We start from the raw sequence: 23,919 nt of genomic DNA on the forward strand, positions 1-23,919 counted from the left end.
GGCGAGCGGGCAAGGGCGTTATGGTACCCCATGGGCGCGGCGCTGTGCGGGCCGGTAAAGCCGGTCGGTACACGGCGCGAACCCGGTCGATGACGCGCCGCCACATGCTCACTTGGGATACAGCGGTGGCAGGCTGGCGCTCTCGCCGGTGGGCAGCAGCACCTGTTCGGCCGGTGGAATGGTGCCGATCGCCCGCCACAGGTCTTCACCTTGCCAGTGCTGGCCGCTTTCGCTGTACAGCGCGCCGTTCAACCCATCCAGGGCGTCGGACAAGGGTACGAAGCGCGCCGCCATCTCGGCCAGGGTCTGCGGCTGTTGCCGCGCCCAGGCATCCAGGGCCTGGCGCGTGGCCTGGGGGTCGTTGGCCAGGCAGGCGCGCTTGAGGTCGTCCAGCAGGGTGCGCGGGCTCGGCCCTGTCTGCGCCGCACGCAGCACCGCTGGCTGCGAACGGGCGCGCCACCACAGGGTGAAGCCCAGCAGCGTGGTCAACGCAAGCACCAGGGTCGCCAGCTGCCAAGGCCACAGCAGTGTGCTGCTGCCATTGCCCACCACCGGGGCCTCGGCCACCAGGGCAGGGTTGTCCTGCACGGTGATCGAGCGTGCAGGCAGGCCACTGTGCTCGAGGTGATCTTCGCGGGTGTTCCACCATGTCACTTCCAGCGCAGGCAAGGCCAGCGGGCCGCTGTGGGTGGGAATGAGCGCCTCGCGTTCCTCGCGGGTGGCGGTCATGCCCCGTTCGCTGATCTCGTTGCGCAACAACGGTTGATCGGGGTAGCGGCGCAGGCCATTGGCTTCGGTGGGCGGCACTGGCGGCAACTGAGCGCTGGACAGCCCTTCGGCGCGCAGGGTGACGGTGCGGGTCAACGAATCGCCGATCTGGGTCTGCTGGGCGGCAGGATCGGGGCTCCAGCGTTCCTCCAGGGTCAGGCTACGCGCGGGCAGCCAGGGCAGCCCGGCCGGCCACTGGGCCGGGACGGGCCGTACCGTCAGACGCAGCGGCGTAGAGCTTACCTGTACCTGGCGGCCGGCACGGGCAGCGCCGTTGCCGTTCTGCTCGCCCTGGCTATTGGCCGCAGCCGTGGCGGTGAAGGTCAGCGAAGGAATGTCCAGGGTGCCGCTTTGCTGGGCATAGACGGCATAGCGCGTTTCGATCACGCCATGGCGCACACCCTGAATTTCCTTTTCGTAGGTGCGCGATTCGCCCAGGGGCTCGACCTTGGCGTTTTCCAGTTGCAGCGGGCTGAGGCTGCTGTCGTCATACAGCGCAACCGAATGGTAGATGCGCAGGGTCAGTACAGCCTGGGCCTGCACGTAGACATCGGTGCTGTCCAGGGTCGCCTCGATGAACACCTGGGCGTTGTCCTGGCGGTTGGCATCGGCTTGCAGCACTTGCAGGTCTACCGGCTGGCTGAACGACTGCCCCAATTGCAGGGCAGGGATCTGCAGGCTGCCGCTGCGCCGGGGCAGGAGCGTGATGATCCAGCGGGTGCTGGCGCGGGTCTCGCCATCGAGGGTGTGCAGGCTGTTCAACTGCCGGGTACTGCGCACCTCGAAGTCACCTTCCAGTGCCCGCAGGTCAGGCTTGCCGAACTCGGTCACATCCTGGCTTTCGAGGGTCAGCTCCAGGCTCTCGCCGGCTTCCAGACGTGTACGGTCGACACTGGCCTTGAGCGACGGCTCGGCGTGAGCCAGCACGTTCCAGAGCAGCATGAGGAGAAAGACGCCGCAGCGACTCATCGTGGGGTTTCCTGTTGCAATTGCTGTTCGTACCAGAATTTGCGCCGTAGCAACTGCGCGGGATTGTCGGGGATTTCTCGGAGCCATTGTTCCAGCGCCTGGCGTTGCTCGGCATCGAGCGCGGTGGTGACAGGCGCGTGGGGTGGGTCGACCACATCGTCATCCTCGCCTGGCGGGTTGCCAGATGCACCCTGGTCACCGCCGTCGCCTTGGGCCGAGGCGCCGTCCCCCGCCTGCTCGTCGGAACCGGGCGCAGGCTCTGCCGGGCTACCTTGCGCGCTGCTGTTGCCCTCGGTTTCACGACCAGGCGAATCCTGGGCGTCGGTGCTGCCGGGCTGTTCGGCAGCCTTGCCTTGGCGCTGGGCCAGCATTTGCTCGACCAGTGCCTGGTTGTCCAGCGCCGCCTGCAGGTCTGGCTGACGCTCCAGGGCTTGATCATACGCGTCCAGCGCCGCTTCCAGTTCACCACTGTATGCCAGAGCATTGCCGCGATTGTAGTGCGCGGCGGCCGTGTCGACCTGCAGAAACGCCTCGGCAGCGCCGGCATAGTCACCCGCCTGGTACAGGGCCATGCCTCGCCATTGCGGGTCACGGAAGCGGCCGGCCGCTTCGGCCGCTCGACCCTGCTCGAGCAGGCGCTGGCCTTGCTGGTCGGGGCGCAGCCACAGATCGTCGAGCTCGAACGCCTGGCCGGGCTGGGGCAGGGCCAGCAACAGCGGCAGGCAGAACAGCCAACCCCGCCGACCGGCACAGGCCGCCAGCAGCAGCAACGGAATCAGCAACCAGTAGCCTTGGTCGGCCCAGCTGTCCAGTTGCAGGGTCTGGCCTTCGCTGCGTGTGCTGCGCGGGTTGTCGAACAGCCCTAGGCCGCGCAGGTCCAGGTCATCGATGCGGGCATGCCGGTAACGCCCGCCAGTGCCATTGATGAAGCCTTTGAGCGCCGCGCCGTCCAGCCGTGGCAACAGGATCGCGCCCTGGTCGTCCTTGAGAAATTCCCCGTTGGCCTGGCGCACTGGCGCCCCGTCACGGCTGCCGATGCCCAGCATCAGCAGGCTTGGGCCATGGCGACCCAGGGCCTGGCTGATGCCTTGGCGCTCGGCGGCGCTGAGCGAGGACCCGACCAGCAGCAGGCGGCCCTGGCCAAGGCCGCTCTGGGCGAGCAGGGCCAGGCCCTTGTGCACGGCAAGGTCTGCCCGCTGGCCGGGCTTGGGCATGATCGAGGGGTCGAGTGCTTCGAGCAGGTTGCGTGTTGTGGCCAGGTCGTCGGACAGCGGCACCAGGGTATGCGCCGACCCTGCGTAGACCACCAGTGCGGTCTGGCTGTCACGGCGGTGCTCGAGTACGTCGAGTATCTTGCGACGCGCCTGCTCAAGACGATTGGGCGGGCTGTCCTCGGCCAGCATCTGCGGGGTCAGTTCCAGCAGGATGACCAGAGGATCGGCAGGCCGCTGGCGGCTTTCCTCCACGCGTTGCCAGCTCGGGCCCAGCAGGGCCAGCACCACCAGCAGCCAGGCAAGGCCCAGGGCTATCCAGGGTAGCTTGCTGGTGTTGCCACTGCCGCCACCGAGCAGCACGTTATGGAAGGCCGGGGGCAGGATCATTTGCCAGCGCCCGGCGCGCCTGCGCCGGTGCCAAAGCTTGAACAGCAACCAGCCGAGCACGGGAATGCTCAGCAACCACAGCGGGCGCAACCATTGGGGCCATAGATCGATCATCGCGGCCTCCTCAGGCGCAGGCGTTTGAGGCGCTGCCGCCATTGTGGGTGCGGTTGCAGAAAGCGCGGCTTGCGCAATTGTCGTTGCAGCGGGTTGTCCGGCCACTGCACGCTGATCACCAGCAGCACGCTCAGCAGCAGCGCCAAGGCCAGTGGCCAGGCATACAAGGCCTTTGCCGTACGCGCCTGGGTCGGCTGTTGCGCCACCGGTTCAAGCCGGTCAAGCGTGTCACCGATGGCATCGAGTTCGGCGCCATCATGGGCGCGGAAGTACGCGCCCTGGGTGGTCTCGGCGATTTCGCGCAAGGACGCTTCATCCAGGTCCAGGCTTGGGTTCAGGCCCAGTAGGCCAGGGGTGCCGGTGGCTTGCGGATCGGCGCCAATGCCGATGGTGTAGATGCGCACGCCCTCCTGAGCGGCCAAACGGGCGGCGGTGAGGGGGTGGATCAGCCCGCCATTGTTGGCCCCGTCGGTGATCAGCACCAGCACTCGGCTCTGCGAGGGCCGCTGGCGCAGCCGCTTGACGGCCAGGCCGATGGCATCGCCAATGGCGGTGTTCTTGCCGGCGATGCCGATCTGGGCTTCATCGAGAAAGGTGCGCACCGTGCGCCTGTCGAAGGTCAGCGGGGCCTGCAGGTAGGCTTGGCTGCCGAACAGGATCAGCCCCACCCGGTCACCTTCACGGTCCTGCAAGAAGTCGCCCAGCAGCGCCTTGACCAGGTCGAGCCGGCTGATGTCTTCGCCCTGCCACTGCATGTCCGGGAAGTCCATCGAGCCGGACACGTCCACTGCCACCAGCAGGTCGCGCCCACTGGCTGCCACCGGCATCGGCTCGCCCAGCCATTGGGGGCGAGCGGCGGCGCACAGCAACAGCAGCCAGATCACGACGAACGGGGCCTGCTGGCGCCAGGTCGGCAGGTTCAGGCGGGCGCGGCGCCCCGCCAGGCTTTCAAGCTCTTGCAGGAAGCCGACTTTGAGGACAGGCTCTCCACTGTCGGCGGCAGGCAGCACGAGCCGTGCCAGCCAAGGCAGGGGCAGCAAGGCGAATATCCACGGCCAGGCCAGTTCAAACATGCTTGCGAATCCAGGTTTCCACCGCCTGGCTAAGCCCGGCGATGGCCTTGTCGTCCAGGCGGCATTCGGGCTTGTAGGCCCCTTCGACCAACACCATCCAGCGGGTCAGGCCTGCTGCCGGGCAGCGGTTGTCAAGAAAGGCCAGCCATTGCCGGCCATTTAGCGTGTGGCTATTGGCCAAGGGGTAGTGACTGCGACACAGCCGTTTGAGCAGGGCATTGATCTGCTGCAGCCAGGCGCCGGCAGGCGCTTTGTCGTAGGGGCGGGGCAGACGCGCCAGTTCCTCGAGCGCCGCCACGCGCACCGGGTCGAGCGGCTGCTCGGTGCGTGGTAGGGGCCGTTTGCGTGGGCGCCAGCGACGCACGCGCCACAGGCCCCAGGCCAGCACGGGCAACAACGCCAACAGCAGCCACCAGCCAGGCGCCGGTGGCCAGGGGCTGATCGGCGGGGGCGCGATCAATGGCTGCAACTGGTCAAGCGGGTTCACGAGGCGCTGCCCATGCGCTGGGCACTCAGGTAATCGCGCAATTGCTCGATCATCTCGCTTTGCGTGGTCAGTGGCATCAGCAGCACCCTGAGCTTTTGCGCCATCAATTCCCAGCGCTCGATGCGCGCCTCGGCTTGGTGCCGGTAGGCCTGGCGCAGCCCTTCGTCCAGCGTGTCCAGCTCCAGCTGCGCGCCCCGTTGCGCAAACCTCAGCAAGCCGGCCGCTGGCAGAGCGTGGTCCAGCGGGTCCGATACCGGCATCAGCAACAGGTCGCAGTGTCGCGAGAGCATGGCCAGGTGTTGTTCGCACTGGGGCGTCAGCGAGCGCTCATCGCAAATCACGATGGCCAGACTGCCTGGCCTCAATACTTCACGCGCCCTGCGCAGCGCAAGGCCAAGGCTATCGGCCTGGGCGACGCCTTCGGTGTGCAGCGACTGGTTGACCTTGGCCAGACGATTGAGCAGTTGCAGCAGGCTTTGCTTGCTGCGCCTGGGTTTGATCTCGTGGGGATCGTTGTCACCGAACACCAGCCCCCCGATCCGGTCGTTGTGCCCCAGCGCGGCCCAGCCGAACAGGGCCGCCGCCTGAGCCGCCAGTACCGACTTGAACACCAGCCCGGAGCCGAAGAACAGCCGCTGGCTCTGCTCCACGAGAATGAAGATCGGCCGCTCGCGTTCTTCGTGAAATAGCTTGGTGTGAGGCTCCTGGGTGCGGGCAGTGACCCGCCAGTCGATGTTGCGCACATCGTCACCGGCCTGGTACACCCGAACCTGATCGAAGTCCACACCCCGGCCCCGCAGCTTGGAATGGTGCAGGCCCACCAGCGGGCTACGTTGGCCGGGGTTGGAGAACAGCTGGATTTCGCGCACGCGGTGGCGCATGTCGATGAGTTCGGCAAGGGTGATACGAATGCCGGGCTCGATCAGCGGGGTGCTGGACATGGGGTCAGGCAACGGCCACGACGTCGAGGATACGTTGCACGACCCGGTCCTGGTCGACCCCCGCCGCCTCGGCTTCGAACGACAGGATGATGCGGTGGCGCAACACGTCGAACAGTACCGCCTGAATGTCCTCAGGGCTGACGAAATCGCGCCCGGCAAGCCACGCATGGGCCCGTGCGCAGCGGTCCAGGGAAATCGAGCCGCGCGGACTGGCGCCATAGGCAATCCAGTCGGCCAGTTCGTTGTCGAATTTGGCCGGCGTACGCGTGGCCATGACCAGTTGCACCAGGTACTCCTCCACCGCGTCCGCCATGTACAGGCCGAGGATTTCCTTGCGAGCTGCGAAGATCGCCTGCTGGCTGACCCGCCGCTCGGGCTTGGTCTCACCGCCCAGCGCCTCGCCGCGAGCCTGGGCCAGGATGCGGCGCTCCACGGCAGCGTCGGGGAAGCCGATCTTGACATGCATCAGGAAACGGTCGAGTTGCGCCTCGGGCAGGGGATAGGTGCCTTCCTGCTCGATCGGGTTCTGCGTGGCCATGACCAAGAACAGCGGCGACAGGTCGTAGGTGCTTCGCCCCACACTGACCTGGCGCTCGGCCATGGCTTCGAGCAGCGCCGATTGCACCTTCGCCGGCGCCCGGTTGATTTCGTCCGCCAGCACCAGGTTATGAAAGATCGGCCCCTGCTGGAACACGAAGCTCCCGGTCTCGGGCCGATAGATCTCGGTGCCGGTGATGTCGGCGGGCAGCAGGTCGGGGGTGAACTGGATACGGTGAAATTGCGCCTCGATGCCCTCGGCCAGTTCCTTGATGGCCTTGGTCTTTGCCAGGCCCGGCGCACCTTCCACCAGCATGTGGCCATCGGCCAACAGCACGATCAGCAGCCGCTCGACCAGCTTTTCCTGGCCAAGGATCTGGGAAGCGAGAAAGGTGCGCAGCGCGATCAGCGCCTCACGGTGTTCCATCGGCGACGGTTCCTGATAGAGGACCAGGCGGCTGATGGCAGCGGCCCGGCAAGGGTTGATACTTTAATCCATCCGAGGGGGTGGCGACCAATGGCGGCTTGGAAATTTATCTGAGGGGCGGCCTATCAGAAGATCAGCGCGGTCCTCGGGATAAGTGCCGTAGCGTTGAAATCCTGGGTTTGCTGCGCTGCCCATCACAGTCCATCGCGGCCAGTCCGGCGCCCCGGTCAAGCCGTTCCAAGTCCCGCGTAACCCTGAGCCCTGCGCTCTATCGATCACAGCGATAACCACTATCGAGCGGCCGGCCTCTCGCCTGGCGGCCCGTGCTCTTTATACTCGCGGCCAGATTTAGCCTCTCGTGCGCCTCGTTCAGGCGCCATGTCATGGAATTGTGCACAATGCCAAGCGTCAGCCCGGCCCCTCGTGGTCTGCCCGAACACCAACAACAAAGCCTGCTCCAGCAGTGGCTGGCCATTCTCTCCGTGGCCGTGGGCGCGTTCGCCTTGGTGACCAGCGAGTTTCTTCCAGTCGGCGTGCTGAACGACGTCGCCAACGATCTGGGCATCAGTGCAGGCCTTGCCGGGCTGATGGTCACCTTGCCCGGCATCATGGCAGCCCTGGCGGCGCCGACCATTTCTGTCGGTGTCGGCAACCTGGACCGGCGCTACCTGCTGATCGGCCTGACGTTGATCATGATCCTGGCCAACGCCATCGTCGCGTTTGCCGGTAATTTTCACCTGTTGCTGCTGGGACGCGTGCTGCTGGGGGTGAGTATCGGTGGCTTCTGGGCGACCGCCATTGCCTTGAGCAGCCGCCTGGCGCCCGATGGCGTCGGGGTGGCCAAGGCCAACTCGATCATCATGGCCGGCGTTACCCTGGCCACGGTCATCGGTGTGCCGGTGGGTACCTGGCTCAGCGGGCTGATGGGCTGGCGGATGACGTTCCTGGTCACTGCCGTGGTAGGGGTGCCGGTACTGTTGGCGCAGGTCATGCTCCTGCCCCGGTTGATGCCGGAGAAGGCCATTCGCATCAGCGACCTGCCGGCGTTGTTCATCAATCCACAGGCGCGCGTGGGCCTGATTGCCGTGTTGCTGATCGGGCTGGCGCATTTTGCCGCCTACACCTACGTGGCCCCTTTCTTCAAGCAAAACGCCGGCTTCGATGGCCCAACCATTGGCTCATTGCTGCTGCTCTACGGGGTGGCGGGGTTCATGGGCAATATCTTCGCAGGCTTTGCGGCCAACCGCAGCGTGCGGCATACCTTGCTGCTGGTGGCGCTGCTGATTGCCGTGAGCACGGCGCTGTTCCCGCACTTTGCCACTGGCATGACAGGCGCTGCGATGCTGATCGCGTTATGGGGCTTTGCCTTCGGGGCGTTTCCTGCCTGCGCGAACATCTGGATGTTCGTGGTCGCGCCCAAGGATGTGGAGCGGGGCATGCCGCTGTTCGTGGCCATGTTCCAGGTCATCATCGCCGTAGGGTCGTTCTTTGGTGGGCAGGTGGTCGATCACCTGGGCACCGGCGTGCTGCTGAGCATGGCCACGGCACTGGTAGGTTGCGGTTTCGTGACGGTGCTGGTGCTCGGGCGCAGTGTCAGTAATGCACTGGTCAGCCAGCCGGGTTGAGGGCGCTGAGCCACTCGCGTCCGTGCGGCACTGGGAGGATTGGAATGAACGCGGCGTACCGACTGTCGGTCGCATGTTCACACCCTCCAAGAAGGAAACCTGCAATGAAAGCGATGACTCGACTGTTCACTGGCCTGGCCCTGGTTGGCGCGATGGGCGCTTCTGTTGCCTGGGCCGATCAGCCCGGCGCCGACTGGAAAGTAAACAAGGATCAGGCCGAAGCTGCCCTCAAAGGCGCCGGCTACACCCAGATCACCAAGATCGAAGCCGATGACGGTCATTGGGAAGGCGAGGGGATGAAAGCTGACGGCAAGCAGTACGAGTTCAAGGTCGACCCGCGAGATGGCCGTATCGTCAAGGATGAACTGGATAACTGAGTTCAGCCTGCATTGAAAGCCCATCAGGCCCACGCACCCGCGTGGGCCTGATGCATTCGGTCAGCGGCGCAGCAGACGCGACACCACCATGGCCAGCGCGGCACCGATGGCCACGGCAGCAAACGGCTTTTCCTTGACGAAGGACGAGACGCAGTTCACGGCATCGCCGTAAGTCTTGGTCACCTGGCCAGCAGCCTGACGGCCTTCACCTTCGGCTTCTAGGGCCGGATCGTCGATCAGACGGCCTACAGCGCTCTGGGCTTTACCCGCAATGTTCTCTGCTACACCTTCGATCTGTTCGCGTTTCATGGTTCGGTCATCCTTTCGCTAACGGGATTGGTTAAATAGCAAAAGGTTAGGGCGTTAGCGCCGCCGATTGGTTCCAACCAAAGCGGCGCCAGATACTACCGCGCCGTGCACCTGCTGCGGTTACGTGCCCTCACGCACGTGCCGTTCCAAGATCCTGGGCCCGCTGCCTTCCTCGCCCAGTACATCCTGTGGGTTGCGTAGCGGGCATTGCTCCAGCGACAGGCAGCCGCAGCCGATGCAGTTGTCCAGGTTGTCGCGCAACGCCTGGAGCAGGCGAATGCGCTGGTTCAGGTCTTCTCGCCACGCACTGGACATTTCGCCCCACTGGGCTGCCGTGAGCTTGCTGTTGGGCGGGTAGCGCCCCAGCGCCTGCTTGATTTCATCCAGGGCAATACCGGTGCGCTGGGCCACCTTGATGATCGCCAGGGTGCGCAGCACCAGCGACGGATAGCGGCGTTGGTTGCCAGCCGTGCGCGTGCTGGCGATCAAACCCTTGCTTTCGTAGAAATGCAGTGCCGATACCGCGATACCGCTGCGGCGAGCCACCTCACCTACGGTAAGCATCCGTGTCGATTCTGCTGCCATGCGAGTGGATCTCCAATGGGTGTACTGGGGGGCGTCAGAACGCTGGGGGGACAGCCGCGGCGCTTGCGGGCATGCGGTCGCGACGTAACTGGTTGACCAGGCTGTAGCGATCAGCGGGGTAGAGGTTTTCGCAGACCGCCATCAGGTCGCCGTTTTCCTCGCGGTAGTGGCGCACCACGCACAGCGCCGGTGCCCCCGGCTCGGCACTTAATACACGGGCCTGGTCAAGGGTCAGTGACTGTGCCTGAGCGTGCTGGTCGATCACGGCGATCACCCGCTCGTAGTGCTGCTCGATCAGGCGGGCGATCAACTGCTCGGGATGTGCCTGGGCCAGTTCGATCACCTGCGCGTAGTCGGATTGGGCATAGACGGCGCTTGCACACACCACCAAGGGGTGGCCCGCAGAGGTACTGTGCAACGCCTCGATGCAGAAGTACTGTTCCCCTGGCACCAGCCCCAGTCGCTCGGCCTCGTCAGGGGCAGCCACGAATTGGCGAACAGCGCGAATCTGACGCACGGGTGCCTGAAGATGATGCGAGAGCTCTGCCAGGCTCGCTATCGACTGCCGGTAGCCGATCTGAGGGTGGCGCGCCTCGACGCGTGTCCCAATGCGCTTGCGCCGCGACACCAGGCCCAGGCTCTGCAACTGCTCGACCGCCGCGCGAACCGTATGCCGGCTCACACCGTAGAGCGCGCACAGTTCGATTTCAGTGGGCAACAAGCCCCCGACCGGATAGCGGCTGCTGGCGATTGCCTCGATCAAGTCCTTGGCCACAGTGGCATAGCGGGCTTGGTGCATGGGTAGAACCTGTCTGGACGTTGTACAAAGGCGCCAGTGTACCAGCCGTTCGTCGCTCCCGAGCCAAGCGCCCGCCATCGCCTCATTACCCCTTGTGCGACCTCAGCAGCAATGCTGCCACCGCACAGCCGAGCAACGCCAGGCAAGCCAGGTAGAAGGCATCGCTGTAGGCCATCAGGTAGGCTTCGCGGCGGATGGAGCCCGACAACCCTTCGAGCCACTGCTGCGAATGCCAGAGCCATGTCTGCACGGTCGGATCCAGGCGTGTGTGCAGTTGCGGCTCGAACACGGTCACATGCTCATGGATGCGCGCACTGTGCAGGCGTTCGCGCGTGGCCACCAGTTGGGTCAGGCCAGCCGTGCCGATGGCGCCACCCAGGTTGCGCAGCATCGAGAACACCGCCGAGGCCGACCCGGCCTCGCGCTTGTCCAGCCCGGCCACTGCCAGCACGGACAACGCAACCATGATGAACGGCTGGCCGATACCCCGTACCACGGTGGAGGGGATGATCACATTGTCGGCACTGTCGGCCGTCAGGCTGGCGCCCATCCAGCAGCCCAGCGCCATGATCAGGAACCCGCTGGCCACCATGAACTTGGCGCTGGTCCACCGCATCAGGCGCGGCATCAAGGGCGCCAGCAGCAACTGCACGAGCCCGTAGGCGATCAACGCCACACCCACGTCCCGGGCACTGAAGCCTTGCAGTTGCGAGAGGTAGTTAGGTACCAGAAACACCAGCCCGAAGGTGGCCGCCCCGAAGATGAACATCGCCAGGCTGGCCACGCCGAAGTTGTAACGGCCCAGCAACCGCAGATTGATGAACGCGCGCGGGCCGAACAGCTGGGTCGTCACAAACAGCACCAGGGCCAATGCTGACACCACGGTCATGCCCGTAATGAACGAAGACCCGAACCAGTCCAACCGGCCGCCTTCTTCCAGCACGATCTGCAGCCCGCCCAGGCCAATCACCATGGCGGCGATGCCGAGCCAGTCACCGTGGCGCAGCAACTGCAACTTCATCGGCCTGGCCTCGATGGACCAGGCAATGGCGCACAGCAGGGCAATACCAGGAAACAGCTGCAGGTAGAAGATCCAGCGCCAGGAGTACGCATCGGTCAACCAGCCGCCGATCGAAGGGCCCGCTGCCTGCGCCACGCTGTTGGCCAGGCTGAACAACGCCATGCCCATGGCCATTCGGCTGGCCGGCAGTTCGGTGATGATCAGCTGGAACGACAGCGGGATCAGCACGGCGCCGGCGGCGCCCTGGATTACCCGGATCACGATCATGGTTTCAAGGTTCGGCGCCCACGAACAGGCCACCGACGCGATCAGGAAGACCAGCGAGCCCGTCCACATCACCCGGCGCAGGGAGAACACCTCCACCAGCCAGGCCGTCAGGGGGATCATCACGATCTCTGCCACCAGGTAGGCGGTGGATATCCATGACCCTTCCTCGAAGCTGGCGCCCAGCGAGCCGCGTATCTCGGGCAGTGCGGCACTGGTGACGTGCACGTTCATGCCGGCCATGAAACAGCCGAACAGCCCGCCCAGCACAGCCACCCAGGCGCGCAGGGATACCGCTTGTTCAGCGCGCATCGGCAGGCTCCGGCGTGCGCGTGTTGACGGTGGTCACCACCGACATGCCGGGCAGTATCTGCGGCCCGTTTACGGGCAGGTCGAGCAGGATGCGCACCGCAAAACGCTGGACGATCTTGGTGAAGTTGCCTGTGGCATTGTCCGACGGCAGCAACGCGAAAACATTGCCCGAGGCCGGCGAGAAGCTTGCTACGTGACCTTCGAATGCCTGGCCAGGGAAACTGTCCACCTGTACCTGTACAGGCTGCCCTGGGCGCATCCGAGCCAACTGGGTTTCCTTGTAGTTGGCGACGACATAGGCCTGCGCGACCGGCACCACTGCCAACAACGGCTGGCCCGGCACCACGTATTGCCCTGCACGCACGTGGCGCTTGCCCACCACGCCTGCCACCGGTGCGCGCAGCACGGTGTCCTGGGCGTCCTGTTCGGCCAGTCGGCGTTCGGCCCTGGCGCTTTCGAAGGCGGCCAGGTGCTGCTGCAGGTCAGCCTTGGCCTGGGCAGCGCCGGCCTTGGCCATCCGTTGCTGCGCCTGTTGTTCCCGCCATGCTGCCTTCGCCCCTTGCTCGACAGCCTTGGCCTGGTTGGCAGCGGCCAGCGCCTGCTCCAGCCGTTGGGTCGTGGCTGCCTCGTCGCGTACCAGGCCTTGGTAGCGTTGCAGGTCCAGCTGGCTGCGACGACGTTCGGCGCTGGCACTGTGCACGGCGGCCTCGGCCTTGAGGGTGGCCTGCGCCTGCTGCTCGATGCGCTGCACGGCCAGCTCGCGGCGAGCCCGCGCCGCGTCTATGGCCGCCTGCGCCTGATGTTCGGCAGCGCGCGCGCGATCCCTGCGGGCCTGGTAATCGCGATCCTGCAACCGGACCAGCACAGCGCCGGCTTCAACCGGCTGGTCGTCTTCGACCTCCACCGTTGCCACATAGCCCGCCACGCGCGAACTCAATGCAACCCAATCGGCGCGGATGTAGGCGTCGTCGGTACTTTCCAGGTAGCGCCCGGTGGAGAACCAGTAGCCAGCGAGCGCCAGTAGCGCCAGCACGCCCAGGCATGCGGCTGCGCTATAGAGCAACCGCCGTCGTGTGCGAAGGGTCGCCTGCTCGGCAGTCGGGGTTGAGGGGTGCGTTTGTGCAGCAGCGTTCATGGTGGGGTTCCATTGTCCAGTGGAGGCGGTTGCGCTTTGCAAGCGTCGGCGGAGCCTTGGGCGTGGCGGCTTCACCACCCGCCGCCCAGTGCGCGGAACAGGTCGATCTGGGCACTGGCCACCTTGCCGCGCGCCTCGAGGAGCTGGTCATGCAGGGCGATCAGCTCGCGTTCGCTGTCAAGCAGGGCCAGCCCGTCCTGGGTGCCCGCACGGTAGCTGGCCTGTGCCAGGGCGAAGCCGCGCTGGCTGTGCTCGAGCGCAGCCTGCAGCGAAGACAGGTGCTGCTGCTCGCCGGCATGGCGGGCCAAAGCCTGGCGCACATCCTTCAGGGCCTTGAGCGCCACGCTGCGGTAGTGAGCGCGCTGGGCCTGCTGCAAAGCCTGGGCCTTGCCCAACCGGGCGCGGTTGGCTTTCAGGTTGGGAAATTCCCAGCTGATCAATGGGCCGACGCCAAAGGTGATGGCGCGGCTAGCCCCCAGGCCACTGATGTGACGGTCAGCGCTAGCCAGTTGGGCGCCAAAAAGAACCTTGGGGTACAGGTCGGCGCGCACGATGTCCGTTTCCAGGCCGGCGGCTTCCAACGCTCGTTCAGCCTGGCGTACGTCGGGGCGCCGTTCGAGCAGGTGCCAGCCATCGCCTGTGGGCAGCGTTGCCGTGAGCGAAGGGATGGCAGCGCAGGGGTGTGTGCGATCAACCGTGGCGTCACCGGCCAGGGTGCTCAGCTCGAACAGCGCCACCTGGCGCCGCGCCTCGAAAACAGGTATCCGGGCGCGCACCTGTTCACGCAGGCCGAGCAGCCGCTCGCCGTCCAGCGCCGTGGCGATGCCGGCCTGACGCTGGCGGTCGCTCAACAGCAGGCTGCGATCAAGGGTGCGCAGGGCTTGCCTGGCCTGGCTCAGGCGGGCGGTGTAGACGCATTGTTCGATGTAGGCACGGCTGGTCTGGGCGGCCACCAGCAGTCTCACGGCATCGTGCGCGGCGTTCGCAGCCTGCGCTTGCGCCTTGGCGCGATCGATTTGGGCTTGCACCTGCCCCCACACGTCCACCTGATACGCCAGCGCCACGCCCGGATTGAAGTGCCAGGAGGCGGAAGCATGGCTGTCACGGGCCTGGGCCAGGGTCTGATCGTCACTGTCCCTGCCGTAGGTTGCAGCAATACCCAGCGAGGTAGCAGGCAGGCGCTGCGCCTCAAACTCGCCGATGCCAGCCAGCAGTGCCCGCACGTTGGCTTCGGCCTGGGCCAGGTCCTGGTTGTTGGCCAATGCGCGCTCCACCCAGCGTCCGAGTTGCGGGTCCTGGTACAACTGCCACCAGCGCTCGGGCAAAGGCTGCGCGCTAACCCCGGCCTGGGTCTCGGCCAAAGGGTTGACCCGCATGGCCGCAGGGGGCTGTTCGGAGGCGACAGGGTGCGTGCAACCTGCCAGCAGGCCGAACGTCAGCACAGCGCAAAGCTGTACGGGGGAGGGGATCATCGACGAAGTGGGCATCATGAACATCGCTTGTCAGTCATGATGCAACGTTAGAGAGACCGGTCAGGTCAAGGCTGCCGCAAGCGGGACAACCGTGCGCGCCAGCGGGACAACTCGAACCGCTTCAGCGGGGGCGTGCGCTCCCGTCCTGCCAGTCGCTGGGCGCGTATCCCAGAATACGCCTGAACATGGCTGCAAAGGCGCTTGGGCTCTGGTAGCCGTGTTCGAGCGCCACGGTGATGATCGGACGGCCTGCCGCCAGGCACTGCTGGCTCAGCATCACCCGCGCCCGAGCGCGCCACTGGCCGTGGGACATGCCCAACTCGCGCTGAAACAGCCGGGCCACATTGCGCGTGCTCATGTTCAGCGCAGTGGCGCACTCTTCAAGCGAATGCGCCTCGGCGGGTGACCGCAGCATGCGCTCGCACCAGGCCCTCAGGCGCGCGTGCGTCGGCATTGCAACGAACGTGTCGATGCGCCTTGCATGGGCGAGCTCGCCGAGAATGAGCGCCCGTACGTGCTCGCCCTCCCGGACACCGAGCATTCGCGAGGCTGCCAGGATCAATTCACGCAGCAACCCCGTCACCACGATCACCTGGCAGTGGCCGACATGGGGCGTCAGCAGCAGGGAGCGCATGCTGACGACGCCTTCCATGACAATGGCATGGCTGACGCCGGCCGGCACCCACAACGCATTACCCCCATGGATCACCCAGCTTCCCGAATCGGTACTCACATGCACAATGCCACTGGCCGCGTAGATCAGTTGGTCGTGGGCGTGGCAGTGGCTGGCGACGTGATCGCCGGGGGCGTAATCCATTTCGAGTGTCTGCATGTGGGGGATCCATCGTTGGAATGGATCCAATTGTAAAGGGGGATCGTGTGTGGAGGTTGCAAAGGGTGGGGTAGTGTGCGGTTTGAATGTGACTGAATTGCTTGATTCTAGGAAAAGATAAGAATTTATTGCGAGCTATTTGGTTTTCACAGTTCACATTCTATTAACGAGCGAAGTGTGTGGGGAGCACTGGGTGGTCTATCCCCGCAATGCCGGCTCGCCATGGCGGTCGGCATGCAGGGAATTGGAAGTTACAAGCCGGCCTCAAGCGCGAGTAGCGCGTCAATGGTCTGCCGACGGCGGATCAAGCGTACGGCTTGGCCTTCGATCATCACCTCTGGCAGCAAAGGCCGGCTGTTGTAGTTGGACGACATGGAGGCGCCGTAGGCACCGGCATCGTGAATCACCAGCAAGTCGCCAACCACGGCCTGGGGCAAGTCCTGAGGGCAGAGCGCCTGTTCATCCTGAGTGAACACGTCCCCCGATTCGCACAGTGGGCCGGCGACCACGGTCGGTTGCCGCGGGCGGTCTACGGGGTGGCCGTCGGCATCGAGCAGGGTCATGGCATGGTAGGCCCCGTACATCGCAGGACGCATCAGGTCGTTGAAGCCAGCATCGACCAGCACGAATGTGTTGCGGCCCACCTGCTTGACGGCACGGACTTCGGTCACCAGATAGCCCGACTCGGCTACCAGAAAACGCCCTGGCTCGATCTCCATGCGCACCGGGTGGCCGAGCACGGCTTCGATTTCCTGCCGTGCCACTGCCCAGGTTTGCGCATAGCGCTGCAGGTCCACCGGCGTGTCGGTATCGCGGTATGGCGTCGAGAGCCCACCGCCGATCGAGAACGCTTCGATGTCGGTGTCCAGGCGCACGATCAGCTCGATCATGGCACGAGCCACCTGTTCCAGATGGGAGTAGTCAACGCCAGAGCCGATATGCATGTGCACGCCTACCAGGTGCAGGCGATGGGCCCGGATGCAGGCGAGCGCCTGCGGCAGGTCCTCGTGCCAGATGCCATGCTTGCTGTTCTCGCCCCCGGTATTGGTCTTGCGGCTATGGCCATGGCCGAACCCTGGGTTGATGCGCAGCCAGACACGGTGCCCTGGCGAGTGCTCGCCCAACTGGCGCAGCATGTCGATGGAGCCTGCGTTGACTTCGATCTTTTCCGCGACCGCGCGCGCCAGGGTGGCGCGGTCCAGCACGTCGCAAGTCAGCACCACCCCCGCAGGCTCGCCCGCCACACTGGCGCCGGCTGCAAAGGCGCGTTCCATTTCCCCGAGCGACACCGCATCGAGCACCAGCCCGTGCTGGCGCATCAAGCGCAATACCTGCAGGTTGGGGTTGGCCTTCTGGGCGAAGCGTACGGTGTCGAATGGCTTGAGCTGTTCTATCCGGCTGATGATGGTGGCGGCGTCGTAGGCCCACAGGGGTGAACCGTGCTGGCGAACGGCGTCGGCAAGCACAGCGTAAGGATGGTTCATGATCGAAGGACTCCGGACAGGGGGAAGTAGCGAGCATGGCCCATAGACTTGATTCAGAAAAATAGCTATTTTTGCGCCACCCATTCAGACCTGATATGACCTGTGAATACCGTCGGTGCTGCCATGAAACTCTCCGCCCGCCACATCGAAGTGTTCCGCGCCATCATGGTCTCGGGCAGCGTGACGGGCGCGGCGCGTCTGCTGTTCACCTCGCAGCCGACGATCAGCCGTGAGCTGGCGCGGCTAGAGCACGTGACCGGCCTGCATCTGTTCGAACGCACGGCCGGTCGCTTGGAAGCCACCGCCCAGGCGTTGCTGCTGATCGATGAAGTAGAGCGGGCGTATGTAGGCCTTGAGCGCATCGACCGTTTTGCCCAGGCCATTCGCAATTTTCAGCAGGGCCAGTTGGCCGTCACCTGCCTGCCGTTGTTTTCGCAGACGCTACTGCCCAAGGTCTGCCAGCGTTTCCACAAACAGCACCCTGGGGTGAGCGTGAGCATCGTGGCCCAGGAGTCACCACTGCTGGAAGAGTCCCTGGCCACCCAGCAGCACGACCTGGGCCTGACGGAGGTCGCGCAGATACCCCGCGGGGCGAGCGGGGAATTGCTGTTCAGCGCCAACATGGTCTGCGTGCTGCCTGAGCACCATCCGTTGCAGGCCAGGTCACGGCTGAGCCTGGCGGACTTCCATGAGATCGATTTCATCAACCTGGCCAGCCTGGACACCTATCGCCAGCGTCTGGACCACCAGTTTCGCGCGGCCGGGGTGAACCGTCGCACGGTCATCGAGACCACCAGCGCCGCCTCGGTGTGCGCCATGGTCAGGCAGGGCCTGGGCGTCGCCATCATCAACCCCCTGAGCGGGCTGGAGGCGGCCCAGAGTGGTTTGCCCATCAGGCCGCTGGAGATCTCGATCGCCTACCAGGTGATGCTGGTCAGGCCAGACCACCGGCCGGCCTCGGCGGCGGTCGAGCCGTTCTGTCAGACACTGCGCGAGCAGGCGCAGGCGATGCAGCGCGCACTGGCCTAGCCCCTGCGGCCTATGGCAAGCCTGCGCAGTGATCGGTGGATTAGAGTTCGCAGATGAACGTGCCGGTGCCGCTCAGGATGTTTTCCAAGGTTTGCCTGATCTCGTCCAGATCGCTCAGCGTGCTGGTCAGGTTGATCTGAAGCACCTCATCACCGCGCAAGGCGTCCCGGTCACCTGCCGCCACTTCGATCAACAGGCCAGTTGCGCTCAAGGTCACTTTCAAGCCGTCCAGGGTCGAGGGCTCATCATCCAGGGTCAGGTCGACCGTGTCTTCGTCGGGGTAGCGGGTCAGCAGGAACATCTGGCCTTTGTCGCTGTGGCAGCACAGGGTGGCCATGTTGTCCTCCTCTTCATCGCAGGGGGTGGCGAACAGCACGGCGGTGTCGATTTGCATGGCGGGCTCGGATCAAAGGAAACGGAAGGGAATTCTGACAGTCTTGCTTACATGCATAAACGTAAAGTTACCGCCCCTTGAACGAAATTGTCGCAGCGCTGCAAGCCTTGATGACCGGTCAGTCGTTAAGCTTCGCCCAGTCCTGGGCGTGCATGCGCACGCTCAACGCCTGGTTTTCATCGTTCGCCCTGCCTGCAATCGTCTATCGTTGATCCCGGCACGGCGCACGCAGCGACGCTTCAACTATTACAAAGCCCAAGCGGAGTACCACAGATGGCGTTCTTCACCGCGGCCAGCAAAGCCGACTTCCAGCATCAACTGCAAGCGGCCCTGGCGCAGCACATCAGCGAACAGTCCCTGCCACAAGTGGCGCTGTTCGCCGAACAGTTCTTCGGCATCATCTCTCTGGACGAACTCACCCAGCGCAGGCTTTCCGACCTGGCCGGCTGCACCCTGTCGGCCTGGCGCATCGTCGAGCGTTTCGACCCCGAGCACCCGCAGGTGCGCGTGTACAACCCCGATTACGAACGCAACGGTTGGCAGTCGACCCACACGGTCGTCGAGGTGCTGCACCATGACCTGCCGTTTCTGGTGGACTCGGTCCGCACCGAGCTGAACCGCCGTGGCTACAGCATTCATACGCTGCAGACCACGGTATTGAGCGTGCGCCGCAACGCCAAGGGCGAATTGCTGGAGCTGCTGCCCAAGGGTACCCACGGTGAAGGGGTTGGGCACGAGTCGCTGATGTACCTGGAGATCGATCGCTGCGCCAACGCTGCGGAGCTGAGCGTGCTGGCTCGGGAAATCGAGCAGGTGCTGGCCGAGGTCCGCGTGGCGGTCGATGATTTCGAGCCGATGAAGGACAAGCTGCGTGAAGTCGTGGCGCTGGTCGAGCAGACCCCGTACGGGCCGGCCCAGCACGAAAAGGGCGAGGTCAAGGCGTTCCTGGAGTGGTTGCTGGACAACCACTTCACCTTCCTGGGGTATGAAGAGTTCACCGTCCAGGCCGATCAGGCCGGTGGCCAGATGGTTTACGACGCGCAGTCGTTCCTTGGGCTGCCGCGTCGCCTGCGCGTTGGCTTGACCCCCGAAGAGCTGCGCATCGAAGACTACGCCGTGGCCTACCTGGCCGAGCCGCTGCTGCTCTCCTTCGCCAAGGCTGCGCTGCCAAGCCGGGTACACCGCCCGGGCTACCCTGACTACGTGTCCATCCGTCAGCTCGATGCCTCGGGTAACGTGCTCAAGGAACACCGCTTCATGGGCCTTTACACCTCCACGGTGTATGGCGAAAGCGTGCACGCCATCCCCTACATCCGGGTCAAGGTCGCCGAAGTGGAGCGCCGTTCCGGCTTCGATACCAAGGCTCACCTGGGCAAGGAACTGGCGCAGGTGCTCGAGGTGCTGCCGCGCGACGATCTGTTCCAGACGCCGGTCGATGAGCTGTTCAGCACGGTCATGTCCATCGTGCAGATCCAGGAGCGCAACAAGATTCGCGTCTTCCTGCGCAAAGACCCGTACGGGCGCTTCTGCTATTGCCTGGCCTATGTACCGCGTGAAATCTATTCCACCGAGGTTCGGCAGAAAATCCAGCAGGTGCTGATGGAACGCCTGAAGGCCAGCGATTGCGAGTTCTGGACCTTCTTCTCCGAGTCGGTACTGGCCCGTGTGCAACTGATCCTGCGCGTGGACCCGAAGAACCGTATCGACATCGACCCGCAGCAGCTCGAGCGTGAAGTCATCCAGGCCTGCCGTTCCTGGCAGGACGATTTCTCGGCGCTTGTCGTGGAGAACTTCGGCGAAGCCCAAGGCACCAACATCCTGGCCGATTTCCCCAAAGGCTTCCCGGCTGGCTACCGCGAGCGCTTCGCCGCCCATTCGGCGGTGGTGGACCTGCAGCATGTGCTGGCCCTGTCGGAAAGCAAGCCACTGGCCATGAGTTTCTACCAGCCGCTCACGCGGGTTGGCGAGCGCACCCTGCACTGCAAGCTGTACCACGCCGACACCCCCCTGGCGCTGTCGGACGTACTGCCGATTCTGGAAAACCTCGGCCTGCGCGTGCTGGGAGAGTTCCCCTATCGACTGCGCCACGCCAATGGCCGCGAATACTGGATTCACGACTTCGCCTTCACCTACAGCGAAGGCCTGAGCCTGAACATTCAGGAGCTCAATGACACCTTCCAGGATGCATTCATCCACATCGTCGGCGGCGATGCCGAAAACGATGCCTTCAACCGCCTGGTGCTGACCGCGGGCCTGCCGTGGCGCGACGTGGCATTGCTGCGTGCCTATGCACGCTACCTGAAACAAATCCGTCTGGGCTTCGACCTGGGCTACATTGCCAGCACGCTGAACAACCACACCGACATCGCGCGCGAGCTTACCCGCCTGTTCAAGACGCGTTTCTACCTGGCCCGCAAGCTGACCCAGGACGACCTCGAGGACAAGCAGCAGCGCCTTGAGCAAGCGATCCTCAATGCGCTGGACGAGGTGCAGGTGCTCAACGAGGACCGCATCCTGCGCCGCTACCTGGACCTGATCAAGGCCACCCTGCGCACCAACTTCTATCAGCTCGATGCCAACGGCCAGAACAAGTCGTATTTCAGCTTCAAGTTCAACCCCAAGCTTGTGCCCGAACTGCCCAAGCCGGTGCCCAAGTTCGAGATCTTCGTCTATTCCCCTCGGGTCGAGGGTGTGCACCTGCGCTTTGGCAACGTTGCGCGCGGCGGCCTGCGCTGGTCGGACCGCGAGGAAGACTATCGCACTGAGGTGCTGGGCCTGGTCAAGGCGCAGCAGGTGAAGAACTCGGTAATCGTACCTGTCGGCGCCAAGGGTGGTTTCCTGCCACGTCGCCTGCCACTGGGCGGCACGCGTGACGAGATCGCGGCAGAGGGCGTGGCGTGCTACCGCATCTTCATCTCGGGGTTGCTCGACATTACCGACAACCTCAAGGACGGTGGCGTCGTGCCGCCGGTCGGCGTGGTGCGTCACGACGATGACGACCCGTACCTGGTCGTGGCGGCCGACAAAGGCACCGCCACGTTCTCGGACATCGCCAACGGCATCGCCATCGACTATGGCTTCTGGCTGGGTGACGCCTTCGCATCGGGTGGCTCGGCAGGCTACGACCACAAGAAAATGGGCATCACCGCCCGCGGTGCCTGGGTCGGCGTGCAGCGTCACTTCCGTGAGCGCGGCATCAACGTGCAGGAAGATCCGATCACGGTGATCGGTGTGGGCGACATGGCCGGCGACGTCTTCGGTAATGGCTTGTTGATGTCCGACAAGCTGCAACTGGTAGCGGCCTTCAACCACCTGCATATCTTCATCGACCCCAACCCGGAGCCGGCGTCCAGCTTTGCCGAGCGCAAGCGCTTGTTCGACTTGCCGCGTTCGGCGTGGACCGACTACGACACCAGCATCATGTCCGAAGGCGGTGGCATTTTCCCGCGTAGCGCCAAGAGCATCGCCATCACGGCGCAGATGAAGGAACGCTTCGCCATCGAGGCCGACCGCCTGACGCCCACCGAGCTGCTCAATGCACTGCTCAAGGCGCCCGTTGACCTGCTCTGGAACGGTGGCATCGGCACCTACGTCAAGGCCAGTGGCGAAAGCCACGCCGACGTTGGCGACAAGGCCAACGACGCCTTGCGTGTCAACGGCAACGAGTTGCGCTGCAAGGTGGTAGGCGAGGGCGGCAACCTGGGCATGACCCAGCTTGGCCGGGTGGAATTCGGCCTGCACGGCGGCGCCACCAACACCGACTTCATCGACAACGCCGGCGGCGTGGATTGCTCCGACCACGAGGTCAATATCAAGATTCTGCTCAACGAGGTTGTGCAGGGTGGTGACATGACCGAGAAGCAGCGCAACCAGCTACTCGGTAGCATGACCGAGGAAGTGTCCGGCCTGGTGCTGGGCAACAACTACAAGCAGACCCAGGCGCTGTCGCTGGCAGCGCGTCGCGTGCGCGAGCGCATTGCCGAGTACAAGCGCCTGATGGCCGACCTCGAGGCCCGTGGCAAGCTTGACCGGGCCATCGAGTTCCTGCCTTCCGAGGAACAGCTGGCCGAGCGCCTCGCCGCCGGCCAGGGCCTGACCCGTGCAGAGCTCTCGGTACTGATCTCCTACAGCAAGATCGACTTGAAGGAGCAGTTGCTCAAGTCCCAGGTGCCGGACGACGATTACCTGACCCGCGACATGGAAACCGCGTTCCCGCCGTCGCTGGTCAGCAAGTTCGCCGACTCCATGCGCCGCCACCGCCTCAAGCGCGAGATCGTCAGCACCCAGATCGCCAACGACTTGGTCAACAACATGGGCATCACTTTCGTGCAGCGGTTGAAGGAATCGACCGGCATGAGCCCTGCCAACGTGGCCGGGGCTTACGTGATCGTGCGCGACATCTTCCACCTGCCGCACTGGTTCCGTCAGATCGAGGCGCTGGATTACCAGGTCCCCGCCGAGATCCAGCTGACCCTGATGGACGAACTGATGCGCCTGGGTCGTCGAGCCACGCGCTGGTTCCTGCGTAGCCGTCGCAATGAGCAAGACGCTGGCCGTGATTGCGCCCACTTTGGGCCGAAGATCGCCCAGCTTGGGCTCAAGCTCGACGAACTGCTCGAAGGCCCGACCCGCGAACGCTGGATGGTGCGCTACCAGAGCTTCGTCGATGCGGGGGTGCCGGAGCTGTTGGCACGCATGGTGGCCGGTACCAGCCATCTGTACACCTTGCTGCCGATCATCGAGGCGGCTGATGTGACCGGTCACGAGCCGGCGCAGGTGGCCAAGGCGTTCTTCGCCGTGGGCAGCGCGCTGGACCTGACCTGGTACTTGCAGGAAATCAGCAATCTGCCGGTGGAGAACAACTGGCAGGCCCTGGCCCGGGAAGCCTTCCGCGACGACATCGACCTGCAACAACGCGCCATCACCATCTCGGTATTGCAGATGGCCGATGCACCGCAGGACATGGATGCCCGCGTCGCGCTGTGGGCCGAGCAGCATCGGGTGATGGTGGAGCGCTGGCGCGCCATGCTCGATGACCTGCGCAGCGCCTCGGGCCATGACTACGCGATGTATGCAGTGGCCAACCGCGAACTGGTCGATCTGGCCATGAGTGGGCAGGCGACTGTAATGCCGTCCTGAGTCATTGCTGAAATGAAAAAGCCCCGGCCGTGATGCCGGGGCTTTTTTGTGGGTGAGGTGTTGGGCGATTGGTTATGGAATGACGGTCAACGGGGCGCGCAGCGGCCCCAGTGATCTGTGATGCAGAACTCAAGTACCGAGGCCGCTGATGCCCGCCGCCGGCACCGAGCAGCACCCATAAGCCAACGATAGAGACAGGCGTTGCTCACGATGTCTGCGCTCAAA

The 23,919-nt window shown here is 64.6% G+C and carries 20 protein-coding genes; 5 read left to right on the forward strand and 15 right to left on the reverse strand.

Annotation, left to right across the window (positions count from 1 at the left end; genetic code table 11):
- Nucleotides 1-108: 108 nt before the first annotated feature.
- The 6 genes from CRP40_RS19335 to CRP40_RS19360 are packed head-to-tail and all read right to left on the reverse strand — an operon-like array spanning nt 109 to nt 6,917.
- On the reverse strand, nt 109-1,737 hold the full coding sequence (locus CRP40_RS19335) for a BatD family protein (RefSeq protein WP_027916521.1): 1,629 nt from the start codon (nt 1,735-1,737) through the stop codon (nt 109-111).
- The gene (locus CRP40_RS19340; protein WP_027916522.1) at nt 1,734-3,452 is read right to left on the reverse strand and encodes a tetratricopeptide repeat protein; all 1,719 of its coding nucleotides are present in this window, start codon (nt 3,450-3,452) and stop codon (nt 1,734-1,736) included. Before CRP40_RS19340 ends, CRP40_RS19335 begins: the two co-directional genes overlap by 4 nt.
- On the reverse strand, nt 3,449-4,525 hold the full coding sequence (locus CRP40_RS19345; RefSeq protein ID WP_027916523.1) for a VWA domain-containing protein: 1,077 nt from the start codon (nt 4,523-4,525) through the stop codon (nt 3,449-3,451). The genes CRP40_RS19340 and CRP40_RS19345 overlap by 4 nt, the downstream gene beginning before the upstream one ends.
- Nucleotides 4,518-5,012: a DUF4381 domain-containing protein gene (locus CRP40_RS19350; RefSeq protein ID WP_027916524.1), complete on the reverse strand. Its 495-nt coding sequence runs from the start codon at nt 5,010-5,012 to the stop codon at nt 4,518-4,520. Before CRP40_RS19350 ends, CRP40_RS19345 begins: the two co-directional genes overlap by 8 nt.
- Nucleotides 5,009-5,953, reverse strand: a complete 945-nt coding sequence (locus CRP40_RS19355) for a DUF58 domain-containing protein (protein ID WP_027916525.1) — start codon at nt 5,951-5,953, stop codon at nt 5,009-5,011. The genes CRP40_RS19350 and CRP40_RS19355 overlap by 4 nt, the downstream gene beginning before the upstream one ends.
- A 4-nt stretch (nt 5,954-5,957) precedes the next feature.
- Nucleotides 5,958-6,917, reverse strand: a complete 960-nt coding sequence (locus tag CRP40_RS19360) for a MoxR family ATPase (protein ID WP_027916526.1) — start codon at nt 6,915-6,917, stop codon at nt 5,958-5,960.
- Nucleotides 6,918-7,315: 398 nt separating this feature from the next.
- Between CRP40_RS19360 and CRP40_RS19365 the strand changes: the two genes are divergently transcribed.
- Nucleotides 7,316-8,542 (forward strand): MFS transporter, encoded by a 1,227-nt coding sequence (locus tag CRP40_RS19365; protein WP_027916527.1) that lies wholly within the window; start codon nt 7,316-7,318, stop codon nt 8,540-8,542.
- Nucleotides 8,543-8,646: 104 nt separating this feature from the next.
- The gene (locus CRP40_RS19370; protein ID WP_027916528.1) at nt 8,647-8,919 is read left to right on the forward strand and encodes a PepSY domain-containing protein; all 273 of its coding nucleotides are present in this window, start codon (nt 8,647-8,649) and stop codon (nt 8,917-8,919) included.
- A gap of 60 nt (nt 8,920-8,979) precedes the next feature.
- Here the strand turns inward: CRP40_RS19370 and CRP40_RS19375 are convergent, their stop codons facing one another.
- The 8 genes from CRP40_RS19375 to lysA all read right to left on the reverse strand — a co-directional run bounded on the left by CRP40_RS19375 (nt 8,980) and on the right by lysA (nt 17,132).
- On the reverse strand, nt 8,980-9,228 hold the full coding sequence (locus CRP40_RS19375) for a CsbD family protein (RefSeq protein WP_023533700.1): 249 nt from the start codon (nt 9,226-9,228) through the stop codon (nt 8,980-8,982).
- A gap of 120 nt (nt 9,229-9,348) precedes the next feature.
- Nucleotides 9,349-9,813, reverse strand: coding sequence for a redox-sensitive transcriptional activator SoxR (gene soxR / locus CRP40_RS19380; protein ID WP_033695215.1), 465 nt, complete (start codon nt 9,811-9,813; stop codon nt 9,349-9,351).
- Nucleotides 9,814-9,847: 34 nt separating this feature from the next.
- Nucleotides 9,848-10,612: a GntR family transcriptional regulator gene (locus CRP40_RS19385; RefSeq protein ID WP_027916530.1), complete on the reverse strand. Its 765-nt coding sequence runs from the start codon at nt 10,610-10,612 to the stop codon at nt 9,848-9,850.
- Nucleotides 10,613-10,697: 85 nt separating this feature from the next.
- On the reverse strand, nt 10,698-12,209 hold the full coding sequence (locus CRP40_RS19390) for an MDR family MFS transporter (protein WP_027916531.1): 1,512 nt from the start codon (nt 12,207-12,209) through the stop codon (nt 10,698-10,700).
- The gene (locus CRP40_RS19395; RefSeq protein ID WP_027916532.1) at nt 12,199-13,344 is read right to left on the reverse strand and encodes an HlyD family secretion protein; all 1,146 of its coding nucleotides are present in this window, start codon (nt 13,342-13,344) and stop codon (nt 12,199-12,201) included. The genes CRP40_RS19390 and CRP40_RS19395 overlap by 11 nt, the downstream gene beginning before the upstream one ends.
- Before the next feature lie 71 nt (nt 13,345-13,415).
- Nucleotides 13,416-14,831 (reverse strand): TolC family protein, encoded by a 1,416-nt coding sequence (locus CRP40_RS19400; protein ID WP_027916533.1) that lies wholly within the window; start codon nt 14,829-14,831, stop codon nt 13,416-13,418.
- Between the two features lie 106 nt (nt 14,832-14,937).
- Nucleotides 14,938-15,648, reverse strand: a complete 711-nt coding sequence (locus CRP40_RS19405) for a helix-turn-helix transcriptional regulator (protein ID WP_027916534.1) — start codon at nt 15,646-15,648, stop codon at nt 14,938-14,940.
- A 251-nt stretch (nt 15,649-15,899) separates the two neighbouring features.
- Nucleotides 15,900-17,132, reverse strand: a complete 1,233-nt coding sequence (gene lysA, locus CRP40_RS19410) for a diaminopimelate decarboxylase (protein ID WP_027916535.1) — start codon at nt 17,130-17,132, stop codon at nt 15,900-15,902.
- A gap of 123 nt (nt 17,133-17,255) precedes the next feature.
- Between lysA and CRP40_RS19415 the strand changes: the two genes are divergently transcribed.
- Complete coding sequence (locus CRP40_RS19415) at nt 17,256-18,161, forward strand: LysR family transcriptional regulator (protein ID WP_027916536.1); 906 nt, start codon at nt 17,256-17,258, stop codon at nt 18,159-18,161.
- 40 nt (nt 18,162-18,201) lie between these two features.
- On the opposite strand, the gene CRP40_RS19420 is transcribed toward CRP40_RS19415, so the two are convergent.
- Nucleotides 18,202-18,555 (reverse strand): hypothetical protein, encoded by a 354-nt coding sequence (locus CRP40_RS19420; protein ID WP_027916537.1) that lies wholly within the window; start codon nt 18,553-18,555, stop codon nt 18,202-18,204.
- A gap of 77 nt (nt 18,556-18,632) precedes the next feature.
- On the opposite strand from CRP40_RS19420, the gene CRP40_RS22310 reads away from it, so the two are divergent.
- Both CRP40_RS22310 and CRP40_RS19425 read left to right on the forward strand, forming a co-directional pair.
- Nucleotides 18,633-18,767, forward strand: coding sequence for a hypothetical protein (locus tag CRP40_RS22310; protein ID WP_255212324.1), 135 nt, complete (start codon nt 18,633-18,635; stop codon nt 18,765-18,767).
- Nucleotides 18,768-18,828: 61 nt separating this feature from the next.
- Nucleotides 18,829-23,694 carry an NAD-glutamate dehydrogenase gene (locus tag CRP40_RS19425; RefSeq protein WP_027916538.1) on the forward strand — a complete coding sequence of 1,622 codons (4,866 nt, stop codon included), beginning with the start codon at nt 18,829-18,831 and terminating at the stop codon, nt 23,692-23,694.
- The last annotated feature ends 225 nt before the right edge of the window (nt 23,695-23,919 follow it).

It is taken from the genome of Pseudomonas sp. URMO17WK12:I9 (assembly GCF_900230165.1).
Taxonomy (GTDB): domain Bacteria; phylum Pseudomonadota; class Gammaproteobacteria; order Pseudomonadales; family Pseudomonadaceae; genus Aquipseudomonas; species Aquipseudomonas fulva.

What these genes read in the sequence shown, in the direction of transcription:
- CRP40_RS19360 (WP_027916526.1), bottom strand. Translation starts at nt 6,917, where the DNA reads ATGGAACACCGTGAGGCGCTGATCGCGCTGCGCACCTTTCTCGCTTCC.
- CRP40_RS19335 (WP_027916521.1), bottom strand. Translation starts at nt 1,737, where the DNA reads ATGAGTCGCTGCGGCGTCTTTCTCCTCATGCTGCTCTGGAACGTGCTG.
- CRP40_RS19400 (WP_027916533.1), bottom strand. Translation starts at nt 14,831, where the DNA reads ATGCCCACTTCGTCGATGATCCCCTCCCCCGTACAGCTTTGCGCTGTG.
- CRP40_RS19345 (WP_027916523.1), bottom strand. Translation starts at nt 4,525, where the DNA reads ATGTTTGAACTGGCCTGGCCGTGGATATTCGCCTTGCTGCCCCTGCCT.
- soxR (WP_033695215.1), bottom strand. Translation starts at nt 9,813, where the DNA reads ATGGCAGCAGAATCGACACGGATGCTTACCGTAGGTGAGGTGGCTCGC.
- CRP40_RS19420 (WP_027916537.1), bottom strand. Translation starts at nt 18,555, where the DNA reads ATGCAAATCGACACCGCCGTGCTGTTCGCCACCCCCTGCGATGAAGAG.
- CRP40_RS19425 (WP_027916538.1), top strand. Translation starts at nt 18,829, where the DNA reads ATGGCGTTCTTCACCGCGGCCAGCAAAGCCGACTTCCAGCATCAACTG.
- lysA (WP_027916535.1), bottom strand. Translation starts at nt 17,132, where the DNA reads ATGAACCATCCTTACGCTGTGCTTGCCGACGCCGTTCGCCAGCACGGT.
- CRP40_RS19355 (WP_027916525.1), bottom strand. Translation starts at nt 5,953, where the DNA reads ATGTCCAGCACCCCGCTGATCGAGCCCGGCATTCGTATCACCCTTGCC.
- CRP40_RS19405 (WP_027916534.1), bottom strand. Translation starts at nt 15,648, where the DNA reads ATGCAGACACTCGAAATGGATTACGCCCCCGGCGATCACGTCGCCAGC.
- CRP40_RS19340 (WP_027916522.1), bottom strand. Translation starts at nt 3,452, where the DNA reads ATGATCGATCTATGGCCCCAATGGTTGCGCCCGCTGTGGTTGCTGAGC.
- CRP40_RS19390 (WP_027916531.1), bottom strand. Translation starts at nt 12,209, where the DNA reads ATGCGCGCTGAACAAGCGGTATCCCTGCGCGCCTGGGTGGCTGTGCTG.
- CRP40_RS19415 (WP_027916536.1), top strand. Translation starts at nt 17,256, where the DNA reads ATGAAACTCTCCGCCCGCCACATCGAAGTGTTCCGCGCCATCATGGTC.
- CRP40_RS19375 (WP_023533700.1), bottom strand. Translation starts at nt 9,228, where the DNA reads ATGAAACGCGAACAGATCGAAGGTGTAGCAGAGAACATTGCGGGTAAA.
- CRP40_RS19395 (WP_027916532.1), bottom strand. Translation starts at nt 13,344, where the DNA reads ATGAACGCTGCTGCACAAACGCACCCCTCAACCCCGACTGCCGAGCAG.
- CRP40_RS19370 (WP_027916528.1), top strand. Translation starts at nt 8,647, where the DNA reads ATGAAAGCGATGACTCGACTGTTCACTGGCCTGGCCCTGGTTGGCGCG.
- CRP40_RS19365 (WP_027916527.1), top strand. Translation starts at nt 7,316, where the DNA reads ATGCCAAGCGTCAGCCCGGCCCCTCGTGGTCTGCCCGAACACCAACAA.
- CRP40_RS19385 (WP_027916530.1), bottom strand. Translation starts at nt 10,612, where the DNA reads ATGCACCAAGCCCGCTATGCCACTGTGGCCAAGGACTTGATCGAGGCA.